Origin of the sequence: Levilactobacillus huananensis, from assembly GCF_003946145.1 — a bacterium.
In the GTDB taxonomy this organism is placed as follows: domain Bacteria; phylum Bacillota; class Bacilli; order Lactobacillales; family Lactobacillaceae; genus Levilactobacillus; species Levilactobacillus huananensis.
The window spans coordinates 169796-193229 of the sequence record NZ_RHOC01000001.1 but is presented as its reverse complement, the minus strand read 5'-3'; the positions used below and the strand labels follow the sequence as shown (position 1 = coordinate 193229).

Below are 23434 nucleotides of genomic sequence, written 5' to 3'. Positions count from 1 at the left end.
ATTTCTATCGATCACGAGAACGTCAGGCGGCTACTTAGCAAGTAATGTTTGTAACTTCCGGACGAATCCCGGATCTGTAATTGCGATGACCGTGCGCGCCGACCCAATGGCCGTGCTCAACTGGTCTTTCGTAAAGTCTTCGTTTAATGGAACATCGTAACTCGTCGTCTTGTCACGAAATTGTTTCTGACTACTCTGACCCGCATCACTTGCGAGTAAGACCAATTTGGCGGAGCCATCACGTACTGCGGCTAAGACAAAGGTTTCGCCGGTGATCAGTTTACCTGCTCGCCGAACCAAACCTAGGAGTTGTAAGGCACGCTCGGAATTAGTCATGATCGAATAATTCTCGACGCGCTTGTTGGTGATCGACGTAGGCGATCAGGTCATCATAGAACTGATCATCGATCTTAACGTCAAACACGTGGTCAAAAGTCCGTTCCGCCTTAGCCCGTTTTGCAACGGCAACATCTAAAGCGATGTAGGCCCCACGGCCGGATTGCTTCCCGGTCGGGTCAATGCTGACCTCTTGCTGTTGGTTGCGAACCACACGCACCAACTGCTTCTTGGGTGCCATTTCTCCCGTTACAATATCTTTACGTAACGGAACCTTACGTTGTTTCATAAGCCCCGAACCTCCTTGAGATGGGTATTATTCTGCCGTCGTTGAATCATCGTCGCTGGTGTCATCAGGGGCGTCTGACGAAGTCACATCAGTTGCGGCAGCTTCACTGTCAGCAACTGGTGCCTCTTGGTCTGAAGCAGCCGTAGCATTTTCATCAGCGGGTGTTTCAGTTTCATCGGCAGTCGTTTCCTGATCAGCTTCCATTATAGCAGACGCTTCGGATTCTGATTTAATATCAATCTTGTAACCTGTCAACTTTGCGGCTAACCGGGCATTTTGTCCACGCTTACCGATCGCCAATGACAATTGATAGTCAGGTACGATGACTTCGCAAGCACGTTCGTTGTTGGGATCAAAGATAACGTCGAGCACTTCAGCTGGGTTCAAAGCGTTGGCAATGAACTTGGCTTCGTCTTCAGTCCATTCAACGATATCCATGTTTTCGCCACCGAGTTCGTTAACAATCGTCTGAACACGTTGTCCACGAGGGCCAACACTGGTCCCAACAGGATCGATGTCAGGATTGTTCGAACGAACGGCAACTTTAGCTCTGTCGCCGGCTTCACGGGCAATTGCCATGATTTCAACGGTTCCGTCGTAGATTTCAGGAACTTCTTCTTCAAACAGACGCTTCAATAAATCAGCGTGAGTCCGACTAACGAAGACCTGTGGGCCCTTGGTGGCATTTTCCACCCGCGTCACGTAAACCTTGATGCGGTCGTGAATTCGGTAGGTTTCGTTAGGCATTTGGTCTTGACGACCCATAACAGCTTCCACCTTGCCCAGACTCACATAAACAAATCGAGAATCCTGACGTTCAACTTCACCTGTCACGATTTCATTTTCATATTGACTGTATTGATCGAAGATGATATTCCGTTCGGCTTCACGGACTCGTTGCAAGATAACTTGCTTAGCCGTCTGTGCAGCGATCCGGCCAAAGTTCTTAGGCGTCACTTCAAACTTGATGTCATCGCCTAATTCGTAACCCTTGTTGATCGCCAAAGCTTCATCCAAGCCGACTTCCAAACGAGAATCGTAGACTTGGTCCACAACCTTCTTGACGGCAAAGACGTGAATGTTCCCCTTCTTCTGGTCGAATTCGACTTCGACATTTTGTGCTTGGTCATAATTACGCTTGTAAGCAGACACTAAGGCTGCTTCTAAGGCATCGATAACCACTGACTTTGCGATTCCTTTTTCCGTCTCAAGGACGTCTAAGGCACCCAATAATTCTTTACTCATGTTGTGTTTCGCTCCTTAATTAAGTTAGAACTTGACGGCTAACCGGGCTTGGGCAATCGCATCACGTGGAATGGTTAACGTTTTAATGCGTCCCTTGAGGTTGACCTTGAGATCTAGGGATTCTGCCTCTAATTTCTCCAAGGTTCCCTCGTAAACCTTGCTCTGACCAATCTTTTGATACAGGGAAACGTGGATGTAATCACCCACGGCTCGTTCAAAATCGGCCGGCTTCTTCAATGGCCGCTCAGCACCCGGAGAGGATACTTCGAGAAAATAGGCCTGAGGAATTGGGTCTGGATCCAAGCTATCCAACTTCTCAGATAGTTCGTCGCTAACCATTGCACACTCCTCAATATTAATGCCTCCGGGCTTATCAATGTAGACCCGTAGGTACCAGCTCTTACCTTCTTTGACAAACTCCACGTCAACTAATTCAAACTGATGATGCGCCACAATTGGCTGGGCTAAGGCCGTCACGCTCTCGACGACAGTACTCAAAGAATTCCGCCTCCTACATTTTTCCATTAAAAAGAGTGAGCATAAACTGCTCACTCATTTAAAAACGAGTTTAACTACAACCATTACTTTACTACATCTGCCGCGGGATTGCAACCGATCCGCCGGTGACTAGAACTCTGTCACCAAGAGGATCACAAATCCCACAATCGTGATAAATTCAAATACCAATAAATTAAGTCGATTCAGGGCCATTTCTTTTAAACTAAAGGCCTTAATCGTTGTCAAAATGAACGCTATCAAGAAGTAACCCACCACGACCGTCAGAAACGGGACGGCCGTGACGCTAGCTACAAGTCCACACAGAATGTAACCTAAACCAATCAAACAATAACCTGCCAGAAAAATCCACCCATCTGGTAACCTCGTAAAGTGCCGGAGCATGGTGAACACCTGCTTTCGTTAAAGTGATCAAAGTTCTTTATTTCTCACTTTTATTGTAACATACTTAGCGGGTATTGTAAGCGTTGCCATGGTGTCTAAGCCGGTTATTTGCGGGTTGGAAAGGTCTACATCATATCATCAAACAAGCTGAGCTGATTCTCATCGGGCAAGCCCGTCAAAACGCCATTCTCAGTCATAAAGTCAATGATGGTCTTGGAAACCTTGCCTCGCTTGGCCAGGTCTTCCTTGGAAATGAATGGTCGGTCGTTACGGGCAGCCACAATCTGCTTGGCCACGTTCAACCCCAAACCAGGTGCGGCTTGGAACGGCGCAATCAGTGTGTCACCATCGATAATCCAATCGGCAGCATCTGACTTCTCTAGGTCGATCATCTTGAAATTGTAACCCCGCTCCAACATTTCGTTTGCGAGTTCCAACACTGTCAGGAGATTCTTATCCTTAGTAGACGCGTCCATCCCCTGGTCATTGATGGCCTTCATCGCAGCCTTCACAGCCGTTTTGCCTTGAGACATCGCCACGACATCGAAGTCATCAGCACGGACGGAGAAGTAAGCTGCGTAATAAATAATCGGGAAATAGACCTTAAAGTAAGCTACTCGGAGTGCCATCAACACGTAGGCTGCAGCATGGGCCCGTGGGAACATGTATTTAATCTTCAAACAAGAATCAATATACCAGTCTGGACAGTCGGTTGCCTTCATTTTTTCTTGCCATTCATCAGGAATCCCTCGACCCTTCCGCACGTGTTCCATGACTTGGAAGGAAGTTTCAGAGTCCAATCCGAAGTTAATCAAGTCGGTCATGATGTTATCCCGACAACCGATAACGTTGGCGATGGTAGCCGTACCATTCTTGATCAATTCTTCAGCATTTCCCAACCAAACGTCGGTCCCGTGGGATAGTCCAGAAATTTGCAGGAGTTGTGAGTAGTTCTGTGGATGCGTTTCTTCCAGCATTCCACGAACGAATCGCGTCCCAAATTCAGGCACACCTAGCGTCCCAGTCTTGGACTGAATCTGCTCGGGTGTAACCCCGAGTGAATCCGTTCCGGAGAACAACGCCATGACACCCGGATCATCCATTGGAATTGTCTGCGGATCAACGCCAGACAAATCTTGCAAGGTCCGGATCATCGTAGGATCATCATGCCCCAGGATATCAATTTTCAAAATGTTATCGTGAATCGAATGGAAATCAAAATGGGTCGTTTGCCAAGCCGCGTTCTGGTCATCGGCTGGATACTGGATCGGCGTGAAATCGTAAATATCCATATAGTCTGGCACAACGATAATTCCCGCGGGATGTTGCCCTGTGTTTCGCTTAACCCCAGTCACACCCTTCGCTAACCGATCAATCTCGGCCCCACGTAATGTCTGTTCAGTATCACGTTCGTAGGCCTTGACGTACCCGTAACCAGTCTTATCGGCCACAGTTCCGATGGTTCCGGCTCGATAAACATTCTTTTCTCCGAACAACACCTTGGTATAGTTATGAGCGATGGGCTGGTAGTCCCCAGAGAAGTTTAAATCAATATCAGGCACCTTGTTTCCCTTGAACCCTAAGAAGGTTTCGAATGGGATATTATGGCCATCACCAATCATGAGTGTCCCACACTTAGGACAGTTCTTTTCTGGCAAATCGTATCCGGAACTGTATTCCCCCTTGGTATAGAAGTGAGAATACTGACAGTTTGGACAGCGGTAGTGTGGTGGTAAGGGATTTACTTCAGTAATTCCGGTGAATGTCGCCACAACACTGGATCCAACGGACCCACGAGACCCAACCAAATAACCGTCTTTATTAGACTTAGCTACCAGTCGTTGGGCAATCAAGTAAATCACGGAGAACCCATTTCCAATGATCGACTTTAATTCCCGGTCGACACGATGTTGCACCAATTCAGGAAGTGGATCACCATACCACGCATGCGCCGTATCCATGGTCCGTTGCCGAATTTCGTCTTCGGCCCCTTCCATTCGTGGCGTGTAGAGTTTGTCTTTCAACGGGTGAACCTCATCCACATCGTTGGCAATTTTTTGGGTATTGGTAACCACAATTTCTTTAGCCGTCTCGGCCCCCAGATAAGCAAAGTCGTCCAACATCTCGTTGGTTGACATGAAATGGGCGTCTGGTAATTCCTGTCGATTCAGCGGGTTCGCCCCACCTTGTGAATGAATTAAAATCTTACGATAGATGTAATCCTCGGGATCAAGGTAATGAACATCCCCCGTAGCCACCACGGGCTTGTTGAGATCATGCCCCAACGTTACCATGTTCTTCACGATCTCTTCGAGGTTCGCCTCATCAGCGATCAAGCCAGAGTCAATCAATGGCTGGTAAGCCGCCTTGGGTTGAACCTCCAGATAATCATAGTATTTGGCCTTAGCAGCGGCCTCTACCTGACCCTTTTGCATCATAGCTGTGAACACTTCACCCGAAGAGCAAGCAGAGCCCACGATGATGCCATCACGGTACTTATCCAACAGACTTCGTGGCACCCGTGGTACGCGATAGAAGTAATCTACGTTGGAGGCAGACACCAGCCGGAACATATTCTTCAATCCATCCTGTGTCTTCGCGATCAGAATCGCATGGCTGGGACGAGCGTGCTTATAAGCATCGTTATCCGTCATGTGATCATTCAACTGGTCGTGATACTGGATGTCATAGCGGTCCTCGGCGTCCTTTAAGAAGAGATAGTTCAAATGACCCGTTGACTCAGCGTCGTAGACCGCCCGGTGATGATGCTCTAAGCTGACGTGGAAACGTTTGGCTAACGTATTCAGCCGGTAACTCTTCAACGTCGGATAAAGAAAACGTGCCAAGGTTAACGTATCAATAATGGGATTAGGAATCTCCGGCATACCATGACGCTGATACCCGGTATTCATGAACCCAACATCGAAGGTCACATTATGCCCAACGATGATGGCATCCCCACAGAATTCCCGGAAGAGTCTGAAGACCTCTTCTTCAGACTTTGACCCAGCCACCATATCATCAGTAATACTGGTCAGGTTGGTTGTCTGTTCCGATAGAGGAAATCCGGGATCAATAAATTCTTCGAATTGGTCGACAACGTTCTTATGCTCCATCTTCACGGCGGAAAGTTCGATCACCTTGTCATAAATAGCAGATAATCCAGTGGTTTCCACGTCAAAAACAACATAGGTTGCGCCGTCTAATGGCACATGGGCACTGTTATACCCGATCGGAACCCCGTCATCAACCAGGTTGGCCTCGACACCGTAAAGCATCTTGACTCCGGCTTTCGTGCCGGCATTAAAGGCCGCCGGGAAGCCTTGAACATCGGCATGGTCCGTAATGGCCATGGCCGGCATTCCCCACTGTTTAGCCCGACTAACGTAATCCCCAATTGGATTAGTAGCATCCATCTGACTCATGGTCGTGTGCAGATGAAGTTCAACGCGCTTCTCATCGGCGGGTGCTGTGTCTTGACGCGTGGCGTGTTTCACTTCGTTGATATCATAAGCATTCAAAGCCAGGTCGCGCATGTAGCTATCCTCTTGGACGCTCCCACGAACTTTGACCCAGCTGCCTTCATCAACTCCGGCAAATTGAGCCTCATCTTCCGCCCCGCGGGAGAACTTCTTGACCACAATTGACGAGGTGTAATCTGTAATCTTTAAGGTCAGAAGTTGACGACCAGAACGCAGTTTACGTACTTCCTTGTCAAAAACGTAACCCTCAACGATGACGGACCGTTCCTCTTGCGTGATCTCAACCATCTGTGTGACCGGTTGGTCTCCCTTAATGGTCTTTCCGATTTGTGTTGGCCCACTAGCAGCCACAACGTCTCCTTGGCTCTGCCGCTTTTGATTAGCCTTCTCAATGGCCGCAGCGGCCTGTTGTGCCAACTGGGCATCAGTCTTTTGTTGTCGAGCCTTGAATTCCTCAATCTTAGCCTGCGACTTGGACTCGTCGACCTTCACCTGAATATTGAATTTTGGGAACCCAACTTGCCGGTAAGTGGCCTCCAACGGCCCCAAAGCTTGGTTACTGAGGAAGTTTTTGACGACTTCATTTTGGGCGTACAACAACACGCGGCCATCCGGATCGAGTTGAGGCACCTGCGACTGGCAGAGTTCCTGCACGAGGCTTCCCGTCAGCTGACTGTTTTTAACGACCCATTCCCAGTAGTCTCCCAGCACGCGATTGGTGAGCTCCGGTTGATCAACTAGAAAAGTCGCCTCGACTGTCGCAATGTCTCGAAAGGCAACCTGTAAATGATTCTGAAAGTCAACGAATGCCGTGAACGGAAGTAACTGGTCGAACTTGAGATAAAATTGCCATCGTCGGGACTGTTCGTGCACCGTTAGACGGTCAATACTGGCCGTAGCAAAATAAGGTTGCTCAGCTTCCCCAGCTAAGTCCAGTTGTTGTAATAGTTTTTTGAATAATGCATGGCGATCTTCGTCCACAAGCGAACTCCTTTCATCTTGTCTAAAAAAGAGCCAGGACAATTGTCCCAGCCCCCTTGGATTCGGTCACAGACGTCAACTGACGTCTGTCGTTTTAGTTATTAATCAATGTCCTTAAAGAGGATTTCAACGGTGCTAGCGACTTCATCTTTGATGACTTCGACCGTTTCACCAGTCTTACGAATCTTAATCTCAACGATGCCTTCGCCGGCCTTCTTCCCAATAGTAATCCGCACAGGGATTCCCATCAGATCGGAATCAGCAAACTTCACACCAGGACGTTCCTTACGGTCATCAGTCAGAACCCGGTAACCAGCAGCCGTCAGCTGTTGGTCCAGTTCTTCGGTCAGATCGGCTTGGTCGGTCTTCTTCAAGTTAACTGGAATCAAGTGAATATCAAATGGCGCAATGTTTCGTGGCCAAACCAATCCATTTTCATCAGCTTGCTGTTCGGCAACAGCTGACAGTAACCGGCTGACACCGATTCCATAGGATCCCATGACAACTGGCTGTTGGCGGCCATTAGCATCAAGAACCGTGGCCCCTAATGAATCGGAATAACGGGTGCCCAACTTAAAGATATGCCCGATTTCGATCCCCTTGGTGAACTTCAAGACCCCAGCTCCATCTGGTGATAAATCACCAGGCTGAACTGCCCGTAAATCGGCGTAAGCGTCCACCCGGAAATCACGATCGACATTGGCATTGATGTAATGGTGACCGTCTTCATCGGCACCCACAGCAACGTTCACCATGTCACCCACGTATTGGTCAGCTAGGATCTTAACGTCCTCACCAACACCTACGGGGCCTAAGGAACCAAAGTTAGCCCCTAAGAATTCTTGCGCTTGCTCTGGCGTTGCTGGATCCAAAAAGTCAGCATTCAAGTAATTTTTCAGCTTCGTTTCATTAACTTCGTGGTCCCCACGAACCAAGACCATCACTGGTTGTTCCTTGTTGACAACGTACAGCATACTCTTAACAAGCGTGTTGGGTTGCACGTCCAAAAAGGCTGCGAGTTCGTCAATGCTGTGAACCCCTGGCGTCTCAATCTTCTTAAGTTCGGCCAATGGCGCATGAGACTTCTTACTGATAAAGAGGCTCCGTGCCATCTCAAGGTTAGCAGCATAGTCGGATGAGTCGGAGTAGACGATCGTGTCTTCCCCAACGGGAGCAATGGCGGAGAACTCCTTGGAGTCACTCCCCCCCATGGCACCACCATCTCCAACGATGGCCCGATAGTTCAAGCCAATTCGGTTGAAAATGTTTTCGTAAGCCGTTTCCATTTGGTCATAGATACGGTCGAGGTCTTCATCATCAATTGAGAAGGAATAAGCATCCTTCATGATGAATTCCCGTCCTCGTAAGAGACCATAACGTGGCCGATCTTCGTCACGATACTTGGGTTGAATTTGGTACATCACCAGTGGTAACTTCTTGTAAGACTTGATAGCGTCTCTGACCAGCATCGTGAAAGTTTCTTCATGCGTTGGGGCCAGAATAAAGTCACTGTCGTGGCGGTTCTTGAACTTAAACAAGTTGGGACCATATGTCTCATATCGACCGGATTCCTGCCACAGTGAGGCTGGTAGAACGGCTGGCATCAACATTTCAACGGCGTCGATCTTTTCCATTTCTTCACGGATAATCTTTTCAATATTGGTTAAGACCCGGTAGGCCAAGGGTAGGTAGGCGTACATTCCCGCCGTGACCTGCCGAATGTATCCGGCCCGCAGCATCATTTGATGGCTCAGGGCTTCGGCGTCATTCGGCACCTCCTTTAGGGTTGGAATCAATAGTTTAGATTGTTTCATCGTCTTGTATCCCCTTCTCGTTACAACGTTAAATCTTTAGTGAATAAAGTAGCGTTCAATATCATTCCAAGTGACCAATAACATCAGTAAAACTAAGAATGCGACCCCCACCAGCGTAATCCCTGCTTCAACATTTTCTGAGAGTGGCTTGCGCCGGATGGCTTCAATAAAGTTCAATAATATTTTACCACCATCGAGGGCCGGAATTGGTAGTAAATTGACAATTGCCAAGTTAATTGACAGAAAGGCCAAGAAATTCAGGATCCCCACCAGGCCAAATTTAGTTGCTTGAGAGGTCGTGGCAAAGATCGCCACGGGTCCACCCAAATCATTTAAGCTGAAGTGACCGGAAACCATGCTCCAAAGGGCACCAAACAGGGCCTTAGTCATCGACCAGGTCTGGGTAAATCCAGACGCTAGAATGGCTCCGATGTGCTTGTCTTGTGCTTGCGTGATCCCGATCATGCCGACAGTCTTCCCATTGGACTTCTGGCCCTCTGGGGTCAACGTCAGCGCTTTCTTGCTCTGACCACGTTGAATAGTCAGTGTGGTCTTTTGGTTAGCCCGGGGCTGAATCGCCGTACTCAACGCGGTCCAGTCCTTGGTAGCCTTCCCATTTACCGCAAGGATCTTGTCATTGGTCTTCAAACCAGCCTTCTTAGCGACGGATACTGGTGAACTCGCCACTTGAACCTGGTTGGTGCCCATGGCAACCCCACCTTGAACAAAGGACATTAACATGAACGTCACAATTGCCAAGAAAATATTGTTCATTGGTCCGGCAAAATTGGTCATTAATCGCCGACCCAGTGACGCTGACTGGAACTGAACATCCTTGGGAGCAATTTGCAGTTCGGTCCCATCGCTCTCGATGATCGTGGCCTCATGTGCAACCGGATAACGTTTAACGGCGGATTCATCCCCATTTTCGTATCCTTCAATCCACAGTTCATTCTCGAGATCGGTAGCGGTCACCTCTAAGGGAATTCCGTTAAAGAGACTGGTCTTCTTGGAAGTGTTAATCCGCTCAACCAAATCGTTCTTGCCAAGATAGAGACTCACCGGCGTTCCGGGTTGTAGTTCTTCCTCGTCATCTTCAGCACCGGCCATCCGGACATACCCACCGACTGGCAGTAACCGTACCGTATACGTGGTGCCATCTTTGCCTCGATGATAGAAGAGTTTGGGACCCATTCCGATTGAGAATTCGCGGACCAGAATCCCACCGCGTTTAGCAAAGTAAAAGTGCCCAAATTCGTGCACGATGACCAAAATCCCAAACACGATAATAAAGGTAATAATGGTTGTAATCACAGCTGTCGTCCCTTCTCCTGTTGGCTTCACTTACTTTTTTCTGCTGTCTAGCATACCGTAAGCAATAGTCGTGGTGCAAGTGACTTGCGGTCGTTAGATCAGCCCGAAGAGATGAATCACGGGCAGAACCAACAATAGACTATCAAATCGGTCGAGGATACCCCCGTGACCCGGCAAAATCTTTCCAGAATCCTTGACGCCGTAATACCGTTTGAGCGCAGATTCCACAAGATCCCCGAATTGACCCACGATCGAAAAGATTAGGGTTAAAAGAATCATAACGCCCAGACTGAAGTGCCCCGTTGGAAAGAAGTACCAGAAGACACTGCCGACAATCGTGGCCACCAGTGATCCGCCAATCGACCCTTCCCAGGTCTTATTAGGACTGATGTGTGGCGCCAACTTATGCTTCCCTAATTTCCGGCCAATCATGTAGGCACCGGAATCCGTCGTCCAGACGATGAATAGTGCGTATAACAAGGCCACTAGACTAACGTCCCGTGCGGCGATGAAGAAATGGAACCCAATCCCGATATAGAGCATGCTCAGCGTAATCACCCCAGCATCATCAAACGAGAACCGGTTACGAGAAACCACTGTCCGCATCAATAATAGCAGAACAAATAAGTAGATAATGTACCAAGGATCGAGAAAGTGAGGCAAATCCTCCCACCAGCCTATTGGCGCAATAACTGCTAAAATTCCCAAGCCAGAGATAAAAGCTTCGGGACTCACCAAAAGCTTCTTGCGCATAATCAAGACTTCTGATAAAGCCACTAGTCCCAGGACAAAACCGGCTAAATCTATCCAGATATGCCCCGCAATGATGATGGGGATAAATATAATTAAGGCGACAACCGCCGTAATAACCCGTTGTTTCATTCTACATGCTCCTCAATGTCGTTATTTTTATTCCGTCGTTTCCAGCCCACCAAAGCGGCGATGACGCTGCTGATAGGTATAGATCGCTGTTTCAAGCGCGTTTTGGTCAAAGTCTGGCCAATGTTCCTGGACGAAGACAAACTCACTGTAAGCAGCCTCCCACAGCATAAAATTAGAGAGTCGTTGCTCGCCACTGGTCCGAATCATCAGATCCGGATCGGCCAGATTACCCAGGTCGCCTGTCATGAGCTCATGGTCCATCTGTGCTTCATCAATATCTTCAGGAGCCAAATCACCCGTCTGAACGCGCTTGGCAAGCTCTTGCACCGCCGTAATAATTTCCGCGCGACCACCATAGTTAAGGGCAAAGTTCAGCACCATGCCCGTACAGTCAGCGGTATCAGCAACCGCGTCTTGAACAGCCTTTTGTGTTGCCTTAGGCAGTTGGTCCACGTAGCCCATCACCTTGACACGAATATTATTTTTGATGAGATCCGGCACAAACGTGCTAAAGAAATCAACGGGAAGCTTCATGAGATAATTCACTTCCGTCGACGGCCGTGACCAATTCTCCGTTGAAAAGGCATATAACGTGAGAACCTTGACCCCCAAGTGACTGGCAGCCTTTGCCACCGTTTTGACCGTATTCATACCTTGTTTATGACCAGCGATCCGTGGTAAATGACGTTGCTGCGCCCACCGACCGTTGCCATCCATGATAATGGCGATGTGAGCGGGAATATTGTTTTCGTCCAATTGCCGTTCCGTGACTTCGCCCGTCGCCTGATCTTTATTTAAAAATGAAAACACAGCGCACCTCCATTAAGTCTTTACAACCTCCCATCATAACAAAAAAAGAGCCGGGAAACTATCCCAGCTCTCAAATTGAGCGAAAACTTTAAGGTTTCTCGCTATTCAATTAACCGCCAGTCACCGCGCTTAGCATCGGCCAACGTTCCGAAATAACTCAGCAAGTTATTGGCATCATCGGCACTGACTTGCCCTAGCAGGTTCAGGCCTTCACCAGTTGGCATTGGATCAGACAAGTCGGTAATTTCGTTACCATGCTCGATTGTTGCCTTAGAGAAGGCCACAATCCAGTCATCTCCAATCAGTTGCGTAACGACGAAGAACAGGTTGAAATCATCACTAACAAAGGCAGGTTGGGCATAAACCCCTTCTTGAATTTCTTCAAGTTCCGCACCATTGTAGTTCAAGATTGACACGTTTTCAGCATTGACCGCGTTGCTTAATCGAAAGACCATCTTCCCAAATTCCTTAGAACCGGGGGTGATTTCGATATCGTCTTGGTTATTTTGATTCTCTTCTGCCATAATAAAACGCTCCTTCCCCAAAAGGGTTAGTCTAGTCTGTTAAAATTTCCTTTTCCTTGTCCGCTGAGATGGCATCGATATCCTTGATAGACTTATCCGTCACCTTTTGAACTTGGTCTTCCATGTTGTGGAGATCATCATCGGTGTAATCGCCGTTCTTGTGGCCCTTCTTGACGTCATCCATGGCGTCGCGACGAACGTTACGAACAGCAACCTTGCCTTGTTCGGCGGTTGCCTTCACTTGTTTAGCTAATTCCTTCCGACGTTCCTCAGTCAGTTGCGGAATCACTAAACGAAGAGCAGTCCCATCGTTAGCTGGTGTAATTCCAACGTCAGATTCCAGAATTCCCTTCTCGACATCTTCAAGAGCAGACTTGTCGTAGGGCGTTACCATTAAGATCCGTGGTTCTGGAATGGTAATGGCAGCCACTTGGTTCAATGGCGTCGCCACACCGTAATATTGCACCATAACACGGTTTAAAATGCTAGCATTGGCCCGCCCAGCACGAATTGTTCCCAATTCACGTTTGAGTGCGTCCTCTGCCTTTTTCATACGATCCTGTGCATCTGTAATGATCTGATCTGCCATATCTATTTACCCCTTACTGTAGTTCCGATGTTCTCTCCCTCAACCACCTTGCGAATGTTACCACTCTCATTGAGATTGAAGACGACGAACGGAATATCATTATCCATTGAAAGCGAACTGGCCGTTGTATCCATCACGTGCAGGCCCTTGTTAATGATGTCCAATTGCGTTAATTGGTCAAACTTAACAGCATCTGGGTCTTTCTTAGGATCGGCGGAGTAAATACCATCGACCCCATTCTTAGCCATGAGGATTGCGTCGGCATTAATTTCTGCTGCCCGCAATGCGGCCGTCGTGTCAGTTGAAAAGTACGGTGAACCCGTCCCCCCAGCAAAGATCACGACACGTTCCTTTTCGAGATGCCGAATTGCCTTACGCCGAATGTACGGTTCAGCAATCTGCCGCATCTCAATAGAAGTTTGAACTCGGGTTGGCACCCCAATTGACTCTAAATTATCCTGGAGCGCTAAAGCGTTCATGATGGTCGCTAACATCCCAATATAATCGGCTTGGGCCCGTTCCATCCCCATTTGTTCTCCGGAGACACCACGCCACATGTTACCGCCACCTACCACAATAGCGATCTGAATGCCCAACTCATAGACACTCTTAACCTCTTCTGCTACGGTTTTAATTACCGGCGGATTAATACCAAAGCCCTTGTCACCGGCTAAAGCCTCACCACTGAGCTTCAGCATAATCCGTTTATACTTTACGTCCGCCATTGTGTTTCCTCCTATTGTATTCTGACAATAATTCTATCATATTCCCGCCACTAGTGATAGTCACGGGTCAGCGATTTAACCGTTTTGCCGCACTAACTTAATAAAAAAGCGCAGTTCCCGAACGGAAACTACGCTTTTCGGTCAAAATTAACCGTTGATTTGGTCTTGGACTTCTTGAGCCAAGTCAGACTTAGGCTTTTCGATTCCTTCACCAACTTCGTAACGGACGAAGCTTACCAACTTGCCACCCTTGCTGGCAACGAATTGGCCAACAGTTTGATCACCATCCTTAACGAATGGTTGGTCAGCTAAACTGATTTCTGACAAGAACTTGTGAAGACGGCCTTCGACCATCTTTTCAACGATCTTTTCAGGCTTACCTTCGTTCAAGGCTTCTTGCTTCAAGACTTCACGTTCGTGAGCCAAACGGTCGGCAGGAATATCATCCTTGGAAACGAATTCTGGGTTAATGGCTGCAACATGCATAGCCACGTCCTTAGCGGTTGCTTCATCGGCACCGTCTAAAACAACGACAGCAGCGATTTGGCCACCTTGGTGTAAGTAAGCACCGAATACTTGACTATCCGTCTTATTAACAACCGCGAAACGACGTAACTTAACGTTTTCGCTCGTTACTTGTGTCGTCTTGATAATGGCTTCGTTTAACGTTTCGCCATCGTCGGCAGTTAAGGCTAAGGCTGCATCCATGTCAGCAGGCTTCTTTGTAGCAATCGTGTTGGCAACTTTGTCAACCAAAGCATTGAACGTGTCGTTAGTGGCAACGAAGTCAGTTTCAGAGTTAACTTCAATGATCGCCGCAGTGTTACCGCTAACCATCACACGAGCTAAACCGTTAGCAGCAACGTTACCGCTCTTCTTCTTAGCTTTAGCAATCCCTTTTTCACGCAGGAAATCGATCGCCTTGTCCATGTCACCCTCAGAAGCAACAAGAGCCTTCTTAGCATCCATCATCCCAACTTGGGTTTTGTCACGTAATTCTTTAACTTGTGCTGCAGTGATTTTGCTTGCCATGTTTAATGGCCTCCTTTATCAATGTTAGGCATATAGTCGCAAAAAAGACTGACTCAATCTCAGGCCATGAACGGTCCTAAACATTAAGCCAGCCTAAGGTGCTTTAAATCTAGTATTTGGAAAGTAGCGGTTGCCCGCCACCTTGCATTAAATTACTTGTTGTCGCCTTCAACGGCGTTAACGATGTCTTCCATCGAGTTGTCAGAAGATTTTGTGCTCTTCTTGTCAGCTGATTTCTTACCTTCGAAAGTCTTTTCGTCAACTTGGTCTTCACCTTGACGACCTTCAACAATGGCATCAGCCATCTTAGAAGTGATCAGACGAACGGCACGGATAGCGTCATCGTTAGATGGGATAACCACGTCAATTTCGTCTGGGTCAGTGTTCGTATCAACCATAGCAACGATCGGAATGTTCAACTTTTGTGCTTCGTGAACAGCGATTTGTTCCTTGCGAGGGTCAACGATGAACATAACGTCAGGGAGCTTAGGCATGTCTTCGATACCGCCTAAGAAACGTTCCAACTTGTCTTGTGACTTCTTAAGTAAGGAAACTTCCTTCTTAGGAAGAACGTCAAAAGTACCGTCAGTAGCCATCTTCTTCAAATCTTTAAGACGCTTGATCCGAGTTTGGATGGTTTCCCAGTTGGTCAAAGTCCCACCTAACCAACGGTGGTTAACGTAGTATTGACCGGCACGGGTAGCTTCTTCTTCGATAGAGTCTTGAGCTTGCTTCTTAGTCCCAACAAACAGAACAACGGCGCCCTTAGCAGCTTCGTCCTTCATGTAGTTGTAAGCAACGTCAATTAACTTCACCGTCTTTTGTAAGTCGATGATGTAGATACCGTTACGTTCCGTAAAGATGTATTGCTTCATCTTAGGGTTCCAACGACGGGTTTGGTGACCAAAGTGGACACCGGCTTCGAGCAGTTGTTTCATTGAAATAACAGCCATGATAAAATGCCTCCAAATAGTTTTTGATTTCCTCCCCCACGCTCTCACAGTCGAAGAACTCTTACGAGCACCCCTTCGACCATCACGCGAGGTGTGAATTGGCGCATAAGCACCGACAATCATTATACAAAACAACTGAACTGAACACAAGTTAATTCGACAGTCTTTTTGAAAAAATTGGCATTTATTCCTGGGTATGTTACACTGCTTAGGCACTACTGAGGAGGAAACGAACATGATTAAAGCGGTCGTCTTCGATGTCGATGACACGCTCTATGATCAAAAGGCGCCCTTTGAGGCCGCTCTCGCGCCAATTCTAGGATTGGCACCAGAGGTTGATCTGAATACAACGTTTCAAGCGTATCGCCAGCAAAGTCGCCAGGCGTACGCCCATGTGGTTAATGGACACTGGTCTGAACAAGAGATGGCCGTCAAGCGATTGAATACCGCCTTGCTGGCCCAGCATTTGCCCACCGTCGATGCTCAAAACGCATTGCGCTTCGAAGAAGCCTATCGCACTGGTTTGGCTGACATTAAACTTTTCCCCGGCCTATCAACGGCCCTCGATAGTCTCAGCCAACAATATCAGCTGGGAATCCTGACAAATGGTAACACCCAATTTCAATTGGCAAAGGTGATGCAACTCCAAATGCATCGTTGGATTGACAGAGAGGCCATCGTGACTTCGGAAGAAGCCGGCTTGGCCAAACCGGATCCCCAAATTTTCACCCTAATGAACCGTCGATTAAATCTACGGGCTAGTGAAGTCGCTTATGTTGGCGACTGCTACAGCATGGACGTCAGAGCAGCTAAACAAGCCGGCTGGCAATCCTTTTGGTTTAACCACCGTGACTTAGAGGAACCTGATGGTCAGTGGATCCCCGACCAAACGGTCACCGATCCCTTTGAACTTCAGGATTTACTTCTTGCACTCACCACAATTTCAGAGGCTTAGGTCTCAAAAAAGCGTCGCCGATTGGCGACGCTTTTTATTTGTCTTAAAGTTTAGAATTGCACTTCATTTTCGGCATGACCGGTGGCAATCAGATCTCGGTTGTTAGTCAAAGCGTATTGCACCATATTTTTCACGGCTGTCCGCGTATAGAACGCAATGTGTGGGCTAACCAAGACGTTGTCACGTTCCATCAGGTTTTTGAGTCGTTCATCTGGAATTGCCGCAAAGCTCCCGAAGTCGGTGTTAAAGATCCCTACCTCGTCTTCATAAACATCCAGTGCTGCACCGGCGACCTGACCACTGTCTAAGGCCCTGATCAGAGCGTCCGTATCGATCAATGCTCCTCGAGCAGGATTTAGAATCCAAACACCGGGCTTCATCTTGGCAAAAGCCGCATCGTTTAACATCTTCTCATTGTCCTTAGTGGCAGGAGCGTGTAACGAGATCACATCGGCTTGAGCATAAAGGTCATCGAGCGTATCGACATAGATTCCCTGTTTCTCCAATTCGGGATTGTGGTAAACGTCATAAGCAATGACCTTGGCGCCAAATCCCTGATAGATCTTCATGGCAGCTCGGCCAATTCGGCCAGTCGCCACGATTCCCACCGTCATCGTATTGAGTTCATCTGCAATATCCGGTGCCCAACGCAGGTCACCCAGGGCCTGCTTCCGATCAAAGGTTGGCGTCCGACGCAGTAATTGCATAAGCCGCGTCACAGTAAATTCCGCGATAGCCGCTGGTGAATAAGCTGGAACGTTTGTCACCTTGAACCCATGGCGTTTCACAGCATCCGCATCCACGTTGTCCACCCCAACGTTACGTAACGAGAGGTTTGTCACGCCATTAGCGGCTAATCGATCTAAAATTGCCCCAGAGTAAGGCTTCTGCTGGTAAACAACTGCCCCATCATAGCCCTTAGCGAGATCAGCCGTTTGTTCATCCAATAACTCTCGAACGACACGGACCTCAATTCCTTGGTCCTGCGCCCATTCTTCTAAGTAAGGCCGTTCATCTTCTCGAATGCCATAAGCAATAATTTTCACGGTCAGTTCCTCCTTCACAAATTTTAAAATAGTCTGCTGATGTGCTTAGAGTGTACCATAGAGTAAGTCATTTATTGGTCAAATTGCTTAGTTGAGTTAACCACTTGCCTGGGCCTCGACAATGCGTGCCCAAACTTTAGTCAATCGTGACACCTTGCTCGGCTAGAAAGGCTAACTTCTTTTGTCGTGACTGATGTTTAAAGGCCCACTCGGCATGGAGAGCATCGTGCTTATTATCGAAAGCCTGACTGAATAGCACCTTAATTGGCCGGTGTAACCGGGTGTATTTAGCCCCCTTGCCGGCACGGTGCGTAGCAAACCGTTCCCCCACATCCGTGGTAAAGCCCCCGTAGAGAGACCGATCTTCACATAATAGCACGTAAAAATAGTAGATTTTATGACTGGCCATAGAGCAACGCCTGCACTTCTGCCGTATATTTTCCGGCTTGATCGTACACCATCAGGGGGGACAGGAAGCGAATTCCGCCGGGCTTACCATCCTTAATTGCTTCGACCAAGACCATGTTTGCCTCTTTACCTGGCTTCGGGTGGACCAATCGAATTCGCTTAGGAGCCAAGCGATTAGTAGCCATCAGGTCTAACAATTGAAGCAACCGATCCGGCCGATGAACGAAGTAGGCCTTGCCCCCCATCTTCAGCAGACCACTGGTGGTGGCGACAACAGTTGCCAGATTAGTGGTAATCTCATGCCGGGCAATCGCCAAGTATTCGTTAGGATTCTTCTGACTGTCTGGTAAATCGGCAAAGTATGGCGGATTACACGTAACGACATCCACTGAATCCTTAGGAATCCGGTCCGTAACATTGGCCAAATCCGCCTCATAGACTGTGACCCGATCGTCGAGCTGGTTGAGTGTCACACTGCGACGTGCCATGTCTGCCAATCGCGGTTGAATCTCGACCTCGGCAATTTTACCGCGCGTCTTGTGACTCATGAAAAGGCCGACCGCTCCGTTGCCAGCACAGAGGTCCACCGTTTGGCTACTGGCCTTGGCTAATGGTTTGGCAAAATCCGCTAGTAACACGGCATCTAGTGAGAAGGCAAAGACGTCCGGGCTCTGAATAACTTGGATATCTTGGCTGTAGAGTTGGTCAATGCGTTCTCCCGGTTTTAAGTTTGTAGCTGTCATCTTCCGTTTGTCACCCTTTGTTTTTTATTAAGATCGCTTGCAACCCCGTGACTTTTTTTGCATACTAGATTCATTAGTAACAACGAGAGAGGAGTGCGACCCATGTTCTATTCGTTCCTACGCGTGGTTATCCGCATAATTTTATTTATTGTTAATGGTAAGGCAACCTACTTGAATCGGGACCGTCTGCCTGACGGCCCATACATTCTGGTTGGCCCGCACCGAACTTGGTTCGACCCCGTTTACTTTGCTTTAGCAGCAAGTCCACGGAAATTTAGCTTCATGGCTAAGGAAGAACTCTTCCAGAATTCCATTTTCCGATGGTTACTCCACCATGTCAATGGTTTTCCGGTGAATCGAGACAATCCCGGACCTTCCGCCATCAAGACGCCGGTGCGTATACTCCGTCGTGGTGATCTATCCCTGATCATGTTTCCTTCCGGATCACGACATTCTTCCGAATTAAAGGGTGGCGCCGCATTGATCGCGAAGATGGCCAAGGTACCGCTGGTGCCAGCTGTCTATCAAGGCCCATTGACCTTCAAACGCCTATTTTCTCGTAAACGCGTCACCGTAGCCTTCGGTGATCCCATCACTATCGACCGCCACCTTAAGCTCGACGAAGACGGCCAAGCAACCATTGAACAACAGATGCAAGCGGCCTTTGACGCCTTGGATCAACAGATCGATCCTGATTTCCACTATGTTGATGTTACCGCGGAACATGCCGAAAAGAAATAGTCTAAAAAGTCTCGGACAAGTTGTCCGAGACTTTTTTCGCCGCCAGCTTAATCCTTAGCGGTATTTTGGAGTTGAATCATATCGTAGTAATACCCATGTTGTTGCATCAGTTCATCATTGGTTCCGCGCTCCACAATTTTTCCCTGATGAAGAACCAGGATAAGATCGGCGTTTTGAATCGTCGACAACCGGTGCGCAATCGCAATTGTTGTTCGGTTTTCTTGAATCCGTGACAAACCGGTTTGAATCATACTTTCCGTTTCAGTATCCACGTTAGCCGTCGCTTCATCCAAAATCAAGATCTTAGGATCAGTGACCACCGTTCTGGCAAAGGTAATCAATTGTCGTTGCCCAGCAGAGTACTCAGTTCCTCGTTCTAAGACCGGCGTCGCATAACCTTGAGGCAACTGTTCAATGAAATCATCGGCCTGAACAAAGTGAGCCGCTCGTTCGACTTGAGCATCTGAAATATCTGGATTAAACATCCGAATATTGGTCTGGATATCACCATAGAAGAGCTGGGGTTCCTGGAGGACGAGTCCCATCTTCTGCCGCAACTCCTGAGCCGGATATTCTCGAATATCGCGATCATCAATGAGCACTTGGCCAGATTGAAATTCGTAAAACCGCATGAGCACGTTAATCGTTGAGGTCTTCCCGGATCCCGTTTGTCCAACTAAGGCCACGGTCTGTCCCGGCTCTGCCACGAAAGAGACGTCCTTTAAAACGGGATGTTCCTGGTCGTAAGCAAATGTCACGTGACGAAATTCAACCTTACCCCGCGTAATCTTGGCATCAGCAACAGGCCGTTGCTGTGGCGCCAATGTCTGGTCATCCACAACACGCAAGACCCGCGATCCCGCGACCATGCCATTTTGGAAGTCACTGAGACTATCCATCATGTTACTCATCGGGCTGTAGAAGTTGTTCAAGTAGGTAATGAACGCATAAATCACCCCGGCTGCGACGACCTCATGAAGGCCCCGCATCCCGAAGATCCCCAAAACAATGACCGTACCTAATGCATAGAGTAAGTTGATGATGGGGCTCAACAGTAATGAGTTCGTTCGAATCATATCTTTACGTGTCTCGTAATACGCCGCATTGGTCTTCTCAAAATTTTTAGCCGTCCGCTTCTCTTGCCGGAACTCCTGAATCACGGTGATGCCAGTAATGGCCTCGGCCAGCTTCGTGTTGAGTTCACTTAACCGTTCTCGCATTCGCCGGTAAACCCGTGAACTGAACCGTTGATAGTACCAGATGGTGAGGACCAGAAATGGTACCAACACCAGCGTCCAGAGAGCGACTTTAACATCAGTCGCATACATCGCCGCAAAGGACGACACGACCGCGAAGAAGGCTAGCACTAAGGTATTCAATAACGCCCAGAAGTTCGCAAACGTCATGGTATCATTCATCAACCGTGACAGGATCGACCCGCCTGGCGTCTGATCGAAGTAGCGCATCCCCTTTTGGTGTAACTCACTGAAGAGTTTACGCCGAACGTTTTCAAGCATGTACTCGGCCCCCATGGTACTGGTATAGTTCTGCCAGAATTGCATGATGGCACGTGTTAACATGCCCAAAAAGTAAATGCCAGCAAAGGTCCACATGATAACAATAGTGGCGTTATTCGTCCGAAGATACTTATCCATGTAGGTTTGAAGAATCCAGGGGAGAAAGACGTTCACAGCACTGATCAGTGCTGACAGAATAACGGAACCAATGAAAAACCACTTGTAAGGGGCAGCAAACTTAAGTAGCCGCTTAACGACCGTCCACTGTTCCTTGGTGGTCATGCTGTGTGCCCATGCCGATTGCTGTGGCTTATCTGCCATGGCCGTTCCCTCCTCTCACTTGCGTCTCTAGCTGCTGTTCAATAAACATGCGGTGATACCAACCATCATTGGCCATTAGCTCGGCATGGTTGCCGCGTTCAACCACGTGACCGTCGTTAAGTACCAGAATCTCATCAGCATTCATCACCGAACTCAACCGATGAGCCGAAATGATGGTGGTTTTGTTGGCCCGTTCAGCCTTAAGGTTCGTTAAAATTTCAGTCTCCGTCTCAGCATCTACCGCAGATAAGGCATCATCCAGAATTAACAACTCCGGATTAATGAGCAGGGCTCTGGCAATTGCCAGCCGTTGACGTTGCCCACCGGACAACGAAATCCCTTCCTCACCAACTTCGGTATCGTAGCCCGCCGGTAACTGCGCAATTTGTCCCGCTAGGTCACTCTTGGCAGCCGCAGCCTCAACTTCGGCCTGGGTTGCGTTCGGATTAGCAAACCGAATATTTTCAAAGATATTAGATGAGAATAGGAAACTCTCTTGCGGGACGTAACCGATGGCCGGCAAGTAGCTGTCGAGGGCATAGTCCTTAATATCGTGTCCACCAAAACTGATCGTTCCTTCATAATTGTCGAATTCTCGGAGAATTAGTTTCATAATCGTGGACTTTCCAGCCCCGACCCGACCGACAATTCCTAAGGTATGACCAGCTGGCAGATCGAAATCAACTCGTTGGAGGCTGGCACCGGCGTCATCAGGATAATCGAACCGGTTGACATGATAACTCAGTGTTCCCGTGGGATGTGTCGTGATACCATCCTGTCGGTCAATGATGTGGGTCTTTTGTTCCAACAATTCCATGACCCGATCGTAACTGGCGTTACCACGTTCCATGGTGTTAAAGAGCATCCCCACAGCAAACATGGGCCAGACCATCATGGCCAGGTAGCTGATAAATGACACCAGGTTTCCAATAGTAATGCTGTGGTTGACCACGAAGAGCCCCCCCAACACAATCGTTGCGATATAAGAAACCGAAATTACCAAGGTAATCATGGGATCAAATAATGAATCTAACCGGTTCACACGCCGGTTAATCTTAATGGTCTGGTCGACTTGAGTGTTGAAGTCTGCCACATCGGCGTCCTCTTGCCCCAGAGCCTTAATAACCTTGATACCGCTAATACTTTCCTGGGCTTTGTTATTCAGCCGTGAGAAGGCCTCCTGAGAGGCGCCAAAGGCCCGATGAATCTTATGGCCCAAATACCACGAGATCAGTGCTAAAAATGGAAAGGGAATGATTGCTAGTAACGTTAACCGCCAGTCGATCAGTGTCATCATGGCAATCAAAGTTGTGCCCCCCGTGATGATGGCATCTGCAAACTCAAGGATCCCCCCACCGGCTACTCGTTGGATAGCTTCCAAATCATTGGTGGCGTGTGCCATCAAATCCCCGGTCCGGTAGCGCTGATAAAACACGCGATCCATTCGCATAAAGTGATTAAACAACCGATTTCTGAGCAGTTGTTCCAAGTTAGCCGCGCCACCCCAGATGGCATTCCGCCAAAGATAACGGGTTCCATACTGAGCCAGAGCTGCTATTGTGATTAAAGCGAGATCAATTGCCAAGACCTTTCCCGTCATGGTTTGACCGTGGATACCATCCACCATGTTCCCAATGATCCGTGGAGGAATTATGGCAATAATCGCAGTCAATATGAGCCCCACGATTCCCGTGAGATACACTCGCCATTCTTGACGAAAGTACAACGCTAATTTCCGAAATATACTCACGAACGTCCCTCCTAAGATTAGAATACGATTAAAACATGATTAAATTATAACAAACCTTATAATTCTAGCGGAAATAA

22 protein-coding genes are annotated in these 23434 nt (G+C 48.2%); 2 read left to right on the top strand and 20 right to left on the bottom strand.

Annotation, left to right across the window (positions count from 1 at the left end; genetic code table 11):
* Window positions 1–30: 30 nt before the first annotated feature.
* The 15 genes from EKM71_RS00955 to rpsB form a co-directional block, all read right to left on the bottom strand.
* Entirely contained in the window at window positions 31–336 is a 306-nt protein-coding gene (locus tag EKM71_RS00955; protein WP_125572815.1) for a L7Ae/L30e/S12e/Gadd45 family ribosomal protein, read from the bottom strand.
* Complete coding sequence (rnpM, locus tag EKM71_RS00950; RefSeq protein WP_057877583.1) at window positions 329–625, bottom strand: RNase P modulator RnpM; 297 nt, start codon at window positions 623–625, stop codon at window positions 329–331. The genes EKM71_RS00955 and rnpM overlap by 8 nt, the downstream gene beginning before the upstream one ends.
* Window positions 626–652: 27 nt before the next feature.
* Entirely contained in the window at window positions 653–1870 is a 1218-nt protein-coding gene (gene nusA / locus EKM71_RS00945) for a transcription termination factor NusA (protein ID WP_125572814.1), read from the bottom strand.
* Between the two features lie 24 nt (window positions 1871–1894).
* On the bottom strand, window positions 1895–2368 hold the full coding sequence (gene rimP, locus EKM71_RS00940) for a ribosome maturation factor RimP (protein ID WP_125572813.1): 474 nt from the start codon (window positions 2366–2368) through the stop codon (window positions 1895–1897).
* 129 nt (window positions 2369–2497) lie between these two features.
* Window positions 2498–2770, bottom strand: a complete 273-nt coding sequence (locus EKM71_RS00935) for a hypothetical protein (protein WP_125572812.1) — start codon at window positions 2768–2770, stop codon at window positions 2498–2500.
* A 125-nt stretch (window positions 2771–2895) separates the two neighbouring features.
* On the bottom strand, window positions 2896–7233 hold the full coding sequence (locus tag EKM71_RS00930; protein ID WP_125572811.1) for a PolC-type DNA polymerase III: 4338 nt from the start codon (window positions 7231–7233) through the stop codon (window positions 2896–2898).
* Between the two features lie 101 nt (window positions 7234–7334).
* Window positions 7335–9047, bottom strand: coding sequence for a proline--tRNA ligase (locus EKM71_RS00925; RefSeq protein WP_125572810.1), 1713 nt, complete (start codon window positions 9045–9047; stop codon window positions 7335–7337).
* A 36-nt stretch (window positions 9048–9083) separates the two neighbouring features.
* Window positions 9084–10361: an RIP metalloprotease RseP gene (gene rseP / locus EKM71_RS00920; protein ID WP_125573016.1), complete on the bottom strand. Its 1278-nt coding sequence runs from the start codon at window positions 10359–10361 to the stop codon at window positions 9084–9086.
* Window positions 10362–10454: 93 nt separating this feature from the next.
* Window positions 10455–11243 (bottom strand): phosphatidate cytidylyltransferase, encoded by a 789-nt coding sequence (locus EKM71_RS00915; RefSeq protein ID WP_125572809.1) that lies wholly within the window; start codon window positions 11241–11243, stop codon window positions 10455–10457.
* A gap of 27 nt (window positions 11244–11270) precedes the next feature.
* Window positions 11271–12053, bottom strand: coding sequence for an isoprenyl transferase (locus EKM71_RS00910; RefSeq protein WP_125572808.1), 783 nt, complete (start codon window positions 12051–12053; stop codon window positions 11271–11273).
* Between the two features lie 101 nt (window positions 12054–12154).
* Window positions 12155–12577, bottom strand: a complete 423-nt coding sequence (locus EKM71_RS00905; RefSeq protein WP_125572807.1) for a hypothetical protein — start codon at window positions 12575–12577, stop codon at window positions 12155–12157.
* Window positions 12578–12608: 31 nt separating this feature from the next.
* Window positions 12609–13166 (bottom strand): ribosome recycling factor, encoded by a 558-nt coding sequence (gene frr, locus EKM71_RS00900; protein WP_125572806.1) that lies wholly within the window; start codon window positions 13164–13166, stop codon window positions 12609–12611.
* Window positions 13167–13168: 2 nt separating this feature from the next.
* On the bottom strand, window positions 13169–13891 hold the full coding sequence (gene pyrH / locus EKM71_RS00895) for a UMP kinase (protein ID WP_125572805.1): 723 nt from the start codon (window positions 13889–13891) through the stop codon (window positions 13169–13171).
* A gap of 147 nt (window positions 13892–14038) precedes the next feature.
* Window positions 14039–14923 (bottom strand): translation elongation factor Ts, encoded by an 885-nt coding sequence (tsf, locus tag EKM71_RS00890; RefSeq protein WP_125572804.1) that lies wholly within the window; start codon window positions 14921–14923, stop codon window positions 14039–14041.
* A gap of 152 nt (window positions 14924–15075) precedes the next feature.
* Window positions 15076–15876: a 30S ribosomal protein S2 gene (gene rpsB, locus EKM71_RS00885; RefSeq protein WP_125572803.1), complete on the bottom strand. Its 801-nt coding sequence runs from the start codon at window positions 15874–15876 to the stop codon at window positions 15076–15078.
* 235 nt (window positions 15877–16111) lie between these two features.
* Here rpsB and EKM71_RS00880 point away from each other — a divergent pair, with 235 nt between their 5' ends.
* A complete protein-coding gene (locus EKM71_RS00880) occupies window positions 16112–16831 on the top strand; it encodes an HAD family hydrolase (protein WP_125572802.1) in 720 nt (239 codons plus the stop codon).
* Between the two features lie 50 nt (window positions 16832–16881).
* On the opposite strand, the gene EKM71_RS00875 is transcribed toward EKM71_RS00880, so the two are convergent.
* The 3 genes from EKM71_RS00875 to EKM71_RS00865 all read right to left on the bottom strand — a co-directional run bounded on the left by EKM71_RS00875 (window position 16882) and on the right by EKM71_RS00865 (window position 19028).
* Window positions 16882–17877 carry a D-2-hydroxyacid dehydrogenase gene (locus EKM71_RS00875; protein ID WP_125572801.1) on the bottom strand — a complete coding sequence of 332 codons (996 nt, stop codon included), beginning with the start codon at window positions 17875–17877 and terminating at the stop codon, window positions 16882–16884.
* Window positions 17878–18013: 136 nt separating this feature from the next.
* On the bottom strand, window positions 18014–18286 hold the full coding sequence (locus EKM71_RS00870) for a GIY-YIG nuclease family protein (protein ID WP_125572800.1): 273 nt from the start codon (window positions 18284–18286) through the stop codon (window positions 18014–18016).
* Window positions 18273–19028 carry a tRNA1(Val) (adenine(37)-N6)-methyltransferase gene (locus tag EKM71_RS00865; protein ID WP_125572799.1) on the bottom strand — a complete coding sequence of 252 codons (756 nt, stop codon included), beginning with the start codon at window positions 19026–19028 and terminating at the stop codon, window positions 18273–18275. Before EKM71_RS00865 ends, EKM71_RS00870 begins: the two co-directional genes overlap by 14 nt.
* Before the next feature lie 102 nt (window positions 19029–19130).
* Between EKM71_RS00865 and EKM71_RS00860 the strand changes: the two genes are divergently transcribed.
* Window positions 19131–19769: a lysophospholipid acyltransferase family protein gene (locus tag EKM71_RS00860; RefSeq protein WP_125572798.1), complete on the top strand. Its 639-nt coding sequence runs from the start codon at window positions 19131–19133 to the stop codon at window positions 19767–19769.
* A gap of 47 nt (window positions 19770–19816) precedes the next feature.
* Here the strand turns inward: EKM71_RS00860 and EKM71_RS00855 are convergent, their stop codons facing one another.
* Both EKM71_RS00855 and EKM71_RS00850 read right to left on the bottom strand, forming a co-directional pair.
* Window positions 19817–21607 carry an ABC transporter ATP-binding protein gene (locus EKM71_RS00855; RefSeq protein WP_125572797.1) on the bottom strand — a complete coding sequence of 597 codons (1791 nt, stop codon included), beginning with the start codon at window positions 21605–21607 and terminating at the stop codon, window positions 19817–19819.
* On the bottom strand, window positions 21597–23357 hold the full coding sequence (locus EKM71_RS00850) for an ABC transporter ATP-binding protein (protein ID WP_125572796.1): 1761 nt from the start codon (window positions 23355–23357) through the stop codon (window positions 21597–21599). Before EKM71_RS00850 ends, EKM71_RS00855 begins: the two co-directional genes overlap by 11 nt.
* Window positions 23358–23434 lie beyond the last annotated feature (77 nt).

Coding starts and splice junctions, on each gene's coding strand:
- rpsB (WP_125572803.1), bottom strand. CDS start 15,876: ATGGCTGTTATTTCAATGAAACAACTGCTCGAAGCCGGTGTCCACTTT.
- rnpM (WP_057877583.1), bottom strand. CDS start 625: ATGAAACAACGTAAGGTTCCGTTACGTAAAGATATTGTAACGGGAGAA.
- EKM71_RS00915 (WP_125572809.1), bottom strand. CDS start 11,243: ATGAAACAACGGGTTATTACGGCGGTTGTCGCCTTAATTATATTTATC.
- tsf (WP_125572804.1), bottom strand. CDS start 14,923: ATGGCAAGCAAAATCACTGCAGCACAAGTTAAAGAATTACGTGACAAA.
- EKM71_RS00935 (WP_125572812.1), bottom strand. CDS start 2,770: ATGCTCCGGCACTTTACGAGGTTACCAGATGGGTGGATTTTTCTGGCA.
- EKM71_RS00870 (WP_125572800.1), bottom strand. CDS start 18,286: ATGGCCAGTCATAAAATCTACTATTTTTACGTGCTATTATGTGAAGAT.
- EKM71_RS00955 (WP_125572815.1), bottom strand. CDS start 336: ATGACTAATTCCGAGCGTGCCTTACAACTCCTAGGTTTGGTTCGGCGA.
- nusA (WP_125572814.1), bottom strand. CDS start 1,870: ATGAGTAAAGAATTATTGGGTGCCTTAGACGTCCTTGAGACGGAAAAA.
- EKM71_RS00880 (WP_125572802.1), top strand. CDS start 16,112: ATGATTAAAGCGGTCGTCTTCGATGTCGATGACACGCTCTATGATCAA.
- EKM71_RS00860 (WP_125572798.1), top strand. CDS start 19,131: ATGTTCTATTCGTTCCTACGCGTGGTTATCCGCATAATTTTATTTATT.
- EKM71_RS00865 (WP_125572799.1), bottom strand. CDS start 19,028: ATGACAGCTACAAACTTAAAACCGGGAGAACGCATTGACCAACTCTAC.
- pyrH (WP_125572805.1), bottom strand. CDS start 13,891: ATGGCGGACGTAAAGTATAAACGGATTATGCTGAAGCTCAGTGGTGAG.
- EKM71_RS00855 (WP_125572797.1), bottom strand. CDS start 21,607: ATGGCAGATAAGCCACAGCAATCGGCATGGGCACACAGCATGACCACC.
- EKM71_RS00925 (WP_125572810.1), bottom strand. CDS start 9,047: ATGAAACAATCTAAACTATTGATTCCAACCCTAAAGGAGGTGCCGAAT.
- EKM71_RS00905 (WP_125572807.1), bottom strand. CDS start 12,577: ATGGCAGAAGAGAATCAAAATAACCAAGACGATATCGAAATCACCCCC.
- frr (WP_125572806.1), bottom strand. CDS start 13,166: ATGGCAGATCAGATCATTACAGATGCACAGGATCGTATGAAAAAGGCA.